Source organism: Pseudomonas sp. PARCl1 (assembly GCF_947311875.1).
Lineage (GTDB): Bacteria > Pseudomonadota > Gammaproteobacteria > Pseudomonadales > Pseudomonadaceae > Aquipseudomonas > Aquipseudomonas juntendi.
Map to the genome: position 1 here is coordinate 1 of NZ_CAMZMX010000080.1, position 9,451 is coordinate 9,451.

The window sequence follows — 9,451 nt, forward strand, 5'->3', positions numbered from 1 at the left end:
AGCAGGCTGAAGTCCACTGCAAGTCGCTGGGCTACTTTTCGGAAACCTTCACCACCCTCCAGGTAGGCATGAACGGCTGTAAGCTTGAATTGGTCTGAGTACTTGCTCATATGGATACCCCAAGAAATTGGATTGGTGTCCAACTTCTTGGGGGCAGTCCAGGTACTGCACAGCGCTCGAAGGCGGCGGTAACCCTGTGGGAGCGGGCATGCCCGCGAATGCAATCTGTCAGGCGGTGATTATGCTGCGGATATCCGCCGCCAGCTCACGCACCCGCTCTTGCTCGGTATCCCACGAGCACATGAACCGCGCCCCGCCGCTGCCAATAAAGGTATAGAACCGCCAGCCTTTGCCGCGCAGTGCTTCAATGGCGTGCTCCGGCATCTGCAGGAACACCCCGTTGGCCTCCACCGGGAACATCAGCTCGACCCCCGGCAAATCACTCACCAAAGATGCCAGCAGCTGCGCGCACTGGTTGGCGTGGCTGCCATGGCGCAGCCAGGCGCCACCTTCCAGCAGCCCCACCCACGGCGCCGACAGGAAGCGCATTTTCGACGCCAGTTGCCCCGCCTGCTTGCAGCGGTAGCCGAAGTCCTCGGCCAGCTGGCGGTTGAAGAACAGGATCGCCTCGCCCACCGCCATCCCGTTCTTGGTGCCGCCAAAGCACAGCACGTCGACGCCGGCCTTCCAGGTCAGCTCCGCCGGGCTGCAGCCCAGGAACGCGCAGGCATTGGTGAAGCGCGCGCCGTCCATGTGCAGGTTAAGGCCCAGTTCCTTGCAGGTGGCGCTGATGGCCTTGAGTTCGTCGGGGCGGTAGACCGTGCCGACCTCGGTGGCCTGGGTGATGGTGACCACGCGGGGCTTGGGGTAATGGATGTCCTGGCGCTTGAGCGCCACTTCGCGGATGGACGCCGGCGTCAGCTTGCCGTGCACGCTGGCTGCGGTCAGCAGCTTGGAACCGTTGGAAAAGAACTCGGGTGCGCCGCATTCGTCGGTTTCGACGTGGGCGGTCTCGGAGCAGATCACGCTGTGGTAGCTCTGGCACAACGAGGCCAGGGCCAGGGAGTTGGCGGCAGTGCCATTGAAGGCGAAAAACACTTCGCAATCGGTTTCGAACAGCTTGCGGAAGTACTCGGCCGCGCGCTCGGTCCATTGGTCGTCGCCATAGGCGCGGTCGTGGCCGTGGTTGGCCTTCTCCATCGCCGCCCAGGCTTCGGGGCAGATGCCGGAATAGTTGTCGCTGGCGAATTGTTGGCTCTTGTCTGTCATGACACTACTGTCCTGTGAACGACGCAGATCAGCACTCTAAACCATCGATTCGGCGGTTGCCTATACAAGCTGTGCAACAGTCGGTTGCTGGGTTGCCTGTGCTGGCCGCTTCGCGGGCAAGCCCGCTCCCACAGGGCTACCTCAAGCCCTCAGAACACCGCCATACCTGTGGCAGCGGGCATGCCCGCGAACGGGCCGGCAGCAACGGCAAAAAAACGTATGTCGTAAACGCGCCATTGCAAGGCGTGCGCAGGCATCTGACCTACCCCGCCCAGTCATAACATCGCCACAAAGGGCCGCAGTGCCCCACGACAAAAAACGATCGCTGCCGGGAGATACACGATGTTCAGCAAGCAAGACCAGATCCAGGGTTACGATGATGCACTGCTGGCGGCGATGAATGCCGAAGAGCAGCGCCAGGAAGACCACATCGAGCTGATCGCCTCGGAAAACTACACCTCCAAGCGCGTGATGCAGGCCCAAGGCAGCGGCCTGACCAACAAATACGCCGAAGGCTACCCAGGCAAGCGCTACTACGGCGGCTGCGAGCACGTCGACAAGGTAGAGGCCCTGGCCATCGAGCGCGCCAAGCAACTGTTCGGCGCCGACTACGCCAACGTTCAGCCGCACTCCGGCTCGTCGGCCAACGGCGCTGTCTACCTGGCCCTGCTGCAGGCTGGTGACACCATCCTCGGCATGAGCCTGGCCCACGGCGGCCACCTGACCCACGGCGCCAAAGTGTCGTCCTCTGGCAAACTGTACAACGCTGTGCAATACGGCATCGACACCAATACTGGCCTGATCGACTACGACGAAGTCGAGCGCCTGGCCGTCGAGCACAAGCCGAAAATGATCGTTGCCGGTTTCTCGGCCTACTCCAAGACCCTGGACTTCCCGCGCTTCCGCGCCATCGCCGACAAAGTGGGTGCACTGCTGTTCGTCGACATGGCCCACGTGGCAGGCCTGGTCGCCGCTGGCCTGTACCCGAACCCGATCCCGTTCGCCGATGTGGTCACCACCACCACCCACAAGACCCTGCGTGGCCCGCGTGGTGGCCTGATCCTGGCCAAGGCCAACGAAGAGATCGAGAAGAAGCTCAACGCCGCGGTCTTCCCGGGCGCCCAGGGCGGCCCGCTGATGCACGTGATCGCCGCCAAGGCCGTGTGCTTCAAGGAAGCCCTGGAACCTGGCTTCAAGGCCTACCAGCAACAAGTGATCGAAAACGCCCAGGCCATGGCCCAGGTGTTCATCGACCGTGGCTATGACGTGGTGTCCGGCGGTACCGACAACCACCTGTTCCTGGTCAGCCTGATTCGTCAGGGCCTCACCGGCAAGGATGCCGACGCAGCCCTGGGCCGCGCGCACATTACCGTCAACAAGAACGCCGTGCCGAACGACCCGCAATCGCCGTTCGTGACCTCGGGCCTGCGCATCGGCACCCCGGCCGTCACCACCCGCGGCTTCAAGGTCACCCAGTGCGTGGCCCTGGCCGGCTGGATCTGCGACATCCTCGACAACCTCGGTGACGCAGACGTGGAAGCCGATGTGGCGAAGAACGTCGCGGCGCTGTGCGCTGATTTCCCTGTTTACCGCTGAGTGGAGTAAACGACAATGCAACGCTATTCGGGCTTCGGCCTTTTCAAACACTCCCTCAGCCACCACGAGAACTGGCAGCGCATGTGGCGCACGCCGACCCCTAAAAAGGTCTACGACGTGGTGATCGTTGGCGGTGGCGGCCATGGCCTGGCCACGGCCTACTACCTGGCCAAGGAACACGGCATCACCAACGTGGCCGTGATCGAAAAAGGCTATCTGGGCGGTGGCAACACTGCGCGTAACACCACCATCGTGCGCTCCAACTACCTGTGGGACGAGTCGGCCCACCTGTACGAGCACGCCATGAAGCTGTGGGAGGGCCTGTCCCAGGACCTCAACTACAACGTCATGTTCTCCCAGCGCGGCGTGTACAACCTGTGCCACACCCTGCAGGACATGCGTGACTCCGAGCGTCGCGTATCGGCCAACCGCCTGAACGGCGTGGATGGCGAGCTGCTGAACACCGCCCAGGTCGCGGCCGAAATCCCCTACCTGGACTGCTCGAAGAACACCCGCTACCCAATCCTTGGCGCCACCGTGCAGCGCCGCGGCGGCGTGGCCCGTCACGACGCCGTGGCCTGGGGCTTTGCCCGTGCCGCCGACGCCCTGGGTGTGGACCTGATCCAGCAGACCGAGGTGATCGGTTTCCGCAAGGAAAACGGTGCCGTCATCGGCGTGGAAACCAACAAGGGCTTCATCGGCGCCAAGCGCGTCGGCGTGGTCACCGCCGGTAACTCGGGGCACATGGCCAAGCTGGCCGGCTTCCGCCTGCCGCTGGAATCGCACCCGCTGCAAGCCCTGGTATCCGAGCCGATCAAGCCAATCATCGACAGCGTGATCATGTCCAACGCCGTGCATGGCTACATCAGCCAGTCCGACAAGGGCGACCTGGTGATCGGTGCCGGTATCGACGGCTGGGTCGGTTACGGCCAACGCGGTTCGTACCCGGTGATCGAGCATACCCTGCAAGCCATCGTCGAAATGTTCCCCAACCTGTCGCGCGTTCGCATGAACCGCCAGTGGGGCGGCATCGTCGATACCTCGCCGGACGCCTGCCCGATCATCACCAAGACCCCGGTCAAGAACATGTTCTTCAACTGCGGTTGGGGTACTGGCGGCTTCAAGGCGACCCCGGGTTCGGGCAACGTCTTTGCCGCGAGCCTGGCCAAGGGCGAAATGCACCCACTGGCTGCGCCGTTCTCCATGGACCGCTTCTACAACGGCGCACTGATCGACGAACACGGCGCCGCCGCCGTCGCCCACTAACCGGAGACACCGTCATGTTGCATATTTTCTGTCCCCACTGCGGCGAGCTGCGCTCCGAAGAAGAGTTCCACGCCTCTGGCCAGGCGCACATCGCCCGCCCGCTGGACCCGGCTGCCTGCTCCGACGAGGAGTGGGGTACCTACATGTTCTACCGTGACAACCCACGCGGTATTCACCACGAACTGTGGGACCACGTTGCCGGCTGCCGCCAGTACTTCAACGTCACCCGCGACACCGTGACCTACGAAATTCTGGAAACCTACAAGATTGGCGAAAAGCCGCAAGTGACCGCCAACGGTAAAGCTGCCAGCGCACCGTCCGCCGTCAAAGGCCAAGGGGAAAAAGTATGAGCCAGACCTATCGCCTCGCCAGCGGCGGCCGTATCGACCGCAGCAAGGTCCTGAACTTCACCTTCAACGGCAAGACCTACCAGGGTTATGCCGGTGACAGCCTGGCCGCCGCGTTGCTGGCCAACGGCGTGGACATCGTTGGCCGCAGCTTCAAGTACTCGCGCCCCCGCGGCATCATCGCCGCCGGTACCGAAGAGCCGAACGCCATCCTGCAGATCGGCTCCAGCGAAGCCACCCAGATCCCCAACGTGCGTGCCACCCAGCAGGCGCTGTATGCAGGCCTTGTCGCCACCAGCACCAACGGCTGGCCGAACGTCAACAACGACGTCATGGGCATCCTGGGCAAGGTCGGCGGCAGCATGATGCCGCCGGGCTTCTACTACAAAACCTTCATGTACCCCAAATCGTTCTGGATGACTTACGAGAAGTACATCCGCAAGGCAGCCGGCCTGGGCCGTGCACCGCTGCAGAACGACCCGGACAGCTACGACTACATGAACCAGCACTGCGACGTGCTGATCGTCGGTGCCGGCCCTGCTGGCCTGGCAGCAGCACTGGCCGCCGCGCGCAGCGGTGCCCGGGTGATCCTGGCCGACGAACAGGAAGAGTTCGGCGGCAGCCTGCTCGATACCCGCGAAACCCTGGACGGCAAGCCTGCCGCCGAATGGGTCAGCGCCGTGGTCAAAGAGCTGGAAGGCCTGCCGGAAGTTACCCTGCTGCCACGTGCCACGGTCAACGGCTACCACGACCATAACTTCCTGACCATTCACGAGCGCCTCACCGACCACCTGGGCGACCGCGCCCCGATCGGCCAGGTACGCCACCGCGTGCACCGTGTGCGCGCCAAGCGCGTGGTACTGGCTGCCGGCGCCCACGAGCGCCCCCTGGTGTACGACAACAACGACGTGCCGGGCAACATGCTGGCCGGTGCCGTGTCCACCTACGTACGCCGCTACGGCGTGGCCCCGGGCCGCAAGCTGGTGCTGTCGACCAACAACGACCACGCCTACCGCGCGGCGCTGGACTGGCACGATGCCGGCCTGCAAGTGGTCGCCATTGCCGATGCCCGCCACAACCCGCGTGGTTCGCTGGTTGAAGAAGCGCGTGCCAAAGGCATCCGCATCCTTACCTCCAGTGCCGTGATCGAGGCCAAGGGCAGCAAGCACGTGACCGGCGCCCGTGTGGCGGCGATCGATGTGCAGGCGCACAAGGTCACCAGCCCTGGCGAAACCCTCGAGTGCGACCTGATCGCTTCGTCGGGCGGTTACAGCCCGATCGTTCACCTGGCATCGCACCTGGGCGGTCGCCCGGTATGGCGTGACGACATCCTCGGTTTCGTACCGGGCGATGCGCCGCAAAAACGCGAATGCGTGGGTGGCATCAACGGTGTCTACGCCTTGGGCGATGTGATTGCCGATGGTTTCGAAGGCGGCGTTCGCGCGGCCACCGAAGCTGGTTTCAAGGCCACCGTTGGCACCCTGCCGAAAACCGTTGCGCGCAAGGAAGAGGCCACCGTTGCTCTGTTCCTGGTACCGCACGACAAGGGCACCAAAGGGCCGAAGCAGTTCGTCGACCAGCAGAACGACGTGACCGCCGCCGGTATCGAACTGGCCACCCGTGAAGGTTTCGAGTCGGTCGAGCATGTCAAACGCTACACCGCGCTGGGCTTTGGTACCGACCAGGGCAAGCTGGGCAACATCAACGGCCTGGCCATTGCCGCCCGTTCCATCGGCATTACCATTCCGGAAATGGGTACCACCATGTTCCGCCCCAACTACACGCCGGTCACCTTCGGCGCGGTAGCGGGCCGCCACTGTGGTCACCTGTTCGAGCCCGTACGCTTCACCGCCCTGCATGCCTGGCACGTGAAGAACGGCGCCGAGTTCGAAGACGTCGGCCAGTGGAAGCGCCCTTGGTACTTCCCCAAGGCTGGTGAAGATATCCATGCTGCCGTGGCCCGCGAATGCAAGGCCGTGCGTGACAGCGTGGGCCTGCTGGACGCCTCCACCCTGGGCAAGATCGACATCCAGGGCCCGGATGCCCGTGAGTTCCTCAACCGCATCTACACCAACGCCTGGACCAAGCTCGACGTGGGCAAGGCGCGCTACGGCCTGATGTGCAAGGAAGACGGCATGGTCTTCGACGATGGCGTAACCGCCTGCGTCGGCGACAACCACTTCATCATGACCACCACCACCGGCGGCGCTGCACGCGTGCTGCAGTGGATGGAGCTGTACCACCAGACCGAATGGCCAGAGCTGAAGGTGTACTTCACTTCGGTCACCGACCACTGGGCCACCATGACCCTGTCCGGCCCCAACAGCCGCAAGCTGCTCAGCGAGCTGACCGACATCGACATGGACAAGGAAGCCTTCCCGTTCATGACCTGGAAGGAAGGCAACGTAGGCGGTGTACCGGCCCGGGTGTTCCGTATTTCGTTCACCGGCGAGCTGTCGTACGAAGTGAACGTGCAGGCCAACTACGCCATGGGCGTGCTGGAACAGATCATCGAGGCGGGCAAGAAGTACAACCTGACCCCGTATGGCACCGAGACCATGCACGTTCTGCGCGCCGAGAAGGGCTTCATCATCGTCGGTCAGGACACCGACGGCTCGATGAACCCGGACGACCTGAACATGAGCTGGTGCGTGGGCCGCAACAAGCCGTTCTCGTGGATCGGCCTGCGTGGCATGAACCGCGAAGACTGCCTGCGTGAAAACCGCAAGCAGCTGGTTGGCCTGAAGCCGATCGACCCGACCAAGTGGCTGCCCGAAGGCGCCCAGCTGGTATTCGATCCCAAGCAGCCGATCCCGATGGACATGGTTGGCCACGTGACTTCCAGCTATGCGTCCAACTCGCTGGGCTACTCGTTCGCCATGGGCGTAGTCAAAGGCGGCCTCAAGCGCATGGGCGAGCGCGTCTACTCGCCGCAGGCGGATGGCAGCGTGATCGAGGCGGAAATCGTGTCTTCGGTGTTCTTCGATCCGAAGGGTGAGCGGCAGAACGTTTGACTCCGGGCCCTGTGGGGGCAGGCCAGGCCCAATCGCCGGCAAGCCAGCTCCCACAGGATCGATGCAGCTTTGAAGGTTGGTGAGTTCCCTGTGGGAGCTGGCTTCCCGGCGACAGGGCCGGTAGCCCCAACACAAACGCTGCGTCGCATCGACGAACCAGAATTCAAGGCAGGTAAGAAATGAGCGCTATCAACGTCTTCCAGCAAAACCCCGGCGCCGAGGCCAAAGCCCAGTCGCCACTGCACCACGCCGACCTGGCCAGCCTGGTTGGCAAAGGCCGCAAGAACGCAGGCGTAACCCTGCGCGAAAAGAAGTTTCTCGGCCACCTGACCCTGCGCGGCGATGGCCATGACCCGGAATTCGCCGCGGGTGTACACAAGGCCCTGGGCCTGGAGTTGCCTGTAGCCCTGACCGTGGTGGCCAACGGCGACACGTCGCTGCAATGGGTCGGCCCCGATGAGTGGCTGCTGATCGTGCCTGGCGGCCAGGAACTGGCGGTCGAGCAAAAGCTGCGTGCAGCCCTCGAAGGCCAGCACATCCAGGTGGTCAATGTGAGCGGCGGGCAAAGCCTGCTGGAACTGCGCGGCCCCCATGTACGTGAAGTGCTGATGAAGTCCACCAGCTATGATGTTCACCCGAACAACTTCCCGGTGGGCAAGGCCGTCGGTACCGTGTTCGCCAAGTCGCAACTGGTGATCCGCCGTACTGCCGAAGACACCTGGGAACTGGTGATTCGCCGCAGCTTCGCCGACTACTGGTGGCTGTGGCTGCAGGACGCTTCGGCCGAGTACGGCCTGAGCATCGAGGCTTAAGGAGCGCAGAACATGAGTCGGGCACCGGATACCTGGATTCTCACCGCCGACTGCCCGAGCATGCTCGGCACCGTCGACGTGGTGACGCGTTACCTCTTCGAGCAGCGCTGCTACGTGACGGAGCACCACTCGTTCGACGACCGGCAGTCGGGGCGTTTCTTCATTCGCGTGGAGTTTCGCCAGCCGGACGATTTCGATGAAGCCGGCTTTCGCGCCGGCCTTGCCGAGCGCGGCAAAGCGTTCGGCATGGTGTTCGAGCTGACCGCCCCGAATCACCGCCCCAAAGTGGTGATCATGGTGTCCAAAGCCGACCACTGCCTGAACGACCTGCTGTATCGCCAGCGCATTGGCCAACTGGGCATGGACGTGGTCGCGGTGGTGTCCAACCACCCTGACCTCGAACCCTTGGCGCATTGGCACAAGATCCCGTACTACCACTTTGCCCTCGACCCCAAGGACAAGCCTGGGCAAGAGCGCAAGGTGTTGCAGGTCATCGAGGAAACCGGTGCCGAGCTGGTGATTCTTGCGCGCTACATGCAAGTGCTGTCGCCTGAGCTGTGCCGGCGCCTGGACGGCTGGGCGATCAACATCCACCACTCGTTGCTGCCCGGGTTCAAGGGCGCCAAGCCTTATCACCAGGCTTACAACAAGGGCGTGAAAATGGTCGGTGCCACGGCGCACTACATCAACAACGACCTCGACGAAGGGCCGATCATTGCCCAGGGCGTCGAGGTGGTGGACCACAGCCATTACCCGGAAGACCTGATCGCCAAGGGCCGCGACATCGAATGCCTGACCCTGGCGCGGGCGGTGGGCTATCACATCGAGCGGCGGGTGTTCCTCAACGCCAACCGGACTGTGGTTCTGTAATAACCTGTACCGGCCTACAGGTATTGCGTGAACTCAAAGCCAGCGCGAGCGGGCAAGCCCGCGAAGCAGGCGACGCGGTGTATTGCACCGGCTACGCCGGTGATCGCCGGCAAGCCAGCTCCCACAGGGATCGCATCAGGGCAGACAGGTGTTTGCCACAAGGTATGCAGCGCCTGTTAGAGCGAGCGCCGCCCGCGCGGCGCATCGCGAGCTGCGCTCGCTCCTACGTTTGTTTCGGGCCAATTATTCCTGTGGGATTTGCGCGCGAACGCCTTGG

Annotated in this window: 8 protein-coding genes; 6 read left to right on the forward strand and 2 right to left on the reverse strand. The window is 63.3% G+C overall.

Annotated elements, in window-relative coordinates; all coding sequences use genetic code 11:
- Together QME24_RS24165 and QME24_RS24170 are read right to left on the reverse strand one after the other, a co-directional pair.
- On the reverse strand, positions 1-110 hold a 110-nt coding region (locus QME24_RS24165), incomplete at its 3' end, for a transposase (protein ID WP_148101371.1).
- Between the two features lie 118 nt (positions 111-228).
- Positions 229-1,269, reverse strand: coding sequence for a low specificity L-threonine aldolase (locus QME24_RS24170; RefSeq protein WP_054906170.1), 1,041 nt, complete (start codon positions 1,267-1,269; stop codon positions 229-231).
- Between the two features lie 342 nt (positions 1,270-1,611).
- Here QME24_RS24170 and QME24_RS24175 point away from each other — a divergent pair, with 342 nt between their 5' ends.
- The 6 genes from QME24_RS24175 to purU all read left to right on the forward strand — a co-directional run bounded on the left by QME24_RS24175 (position 1,612) and on the right by purU (position 9,174).
- Positions 1,612-2,865 (forward strand): serine hydroxymethyltransferase, encoded by a 1,254-nt coding sequence (locus QME24_RS24175; RefSeq protein ID WP_009683372.1) that lies wholly within the window; start codon positions 1,612-1,614, stop codon positions 2,863-2,865.
- A gap of 15 nt (positions 2,866-2,880) precedes the next feature.
- Positions 2,881-4,131, forward strand: a complete 1,251-nt coding sequence (locus QME24_RS24180) for a sarcosine oxidase subunit beta family protein (protein ID WP_003255680.1) — start codon at positions 2,881-2,883, stop codon at positions 4,129-4,131.
- A gap of 14 nt (positions 4,132-4,145) precedes the next feature.
- Positions 4,146-4,481, forward strand: a complete 336-nt coding sequence (locus tag QME24_RS24185; protein WP_009683373.1) for a sarcosine oxidase subunit delta — start codon at positions 4,146-4,148, stop codon at positions 4,479-4,481.
- Positions 4,478-7,492, forward strand: a complete 3,015-nt coding sequence (locus QME24_RS24190) for a sarcosine oxidase subunit alpha (RefSeq protein WP_280091893.1) — start codon at positions 4,478-4,480, stop codon at positions 7,490-7,492. Before QME24_RS24185 ends, QME24_RS24190 begins: the two co-directional genes overlap by 4 nt.
- A 179-nt stretch (positions 7,493-7,671) precedes the next feature.
- Positions 7,672-8,304, forward strand: a complete 633-nt coding sequence (gene soxG, locus QME24_RS24195; protein WP_009683376.1) for a sarcosine oxidase subunit gamma family protein — start codon at positions 7,672-7,674, stop codon at positions 8,302-8,304.
- Between the two features lie 12 nt (positions 8,305-8,316).
- The gene (purU, locus tag QME24_RS24200; protein WP_280091892.1) at positions 8,317-9,174 is read left to right on the forward strand and encodes a formyltetrahydrofolate deformylase; all 858 of its coding nucleotides are present in this window, start codon (positions 8,317-8,319) and stop codon (positions 9,172-9,174) included.
- Positions 9,175-9,451: the final 277 nt, after the last annotated feature.

What these genes read in the sequence shown, in the direction of transcription:
- QME24_RS24170 (WP_054906170.1), bottom strand. Translation starts at nt 1,269, where the DNA reads ATGACAGACAAGAGCCAACAATTCGCCAGCGACAACTATTCCGGCATC.
- QME24_RS24175 (WP_009683372.1), top strand. Translation starts at nt 1,612, where the DNA reads ATGTTCAGCAAGCAAGACCAGATCCAGGGTTACGATGATGCACTGCTG.
- QME24_RS24180 (WP_003255680.1), top strand. Translation starts at nt 2,881, where the DNA reads ATGCAACGCTATTCGGGCTTCGGCCTTTTCAAACACTCCCTCAGCCAC.
- QME24_RS24185 (WP_009683373.1), top strand. Translation starts at nt 4,146, where the DNA reads ATGTTGCATATTTTCTGTCCCCACTGCGGCGAGCTGCGCTCCGAAGAA.
- QME24_RS24190 (WP_280091893.1), top strand. Translation starts at nt 4,478, where the DNA reads ATGAGCCAGACCTATCGCCTCGCCAGCGGCGGCCGTATCGACCGCAGC.
- soxG (WP_009683376.1), top strand. Translation starts at nt 7,672, where the DNA reads ATGAGCGCTATCAACGTCTTCCAGCAAAACCCCGGCGCCGAGGCCAAA.
- purU (WP_280091892.1), top strand. Translation starts at nt 8,317, where the DNA reads ATGAGTCGGGCACCGGATACCTGGATTCTCACCGCCGACTGCCCGAGC.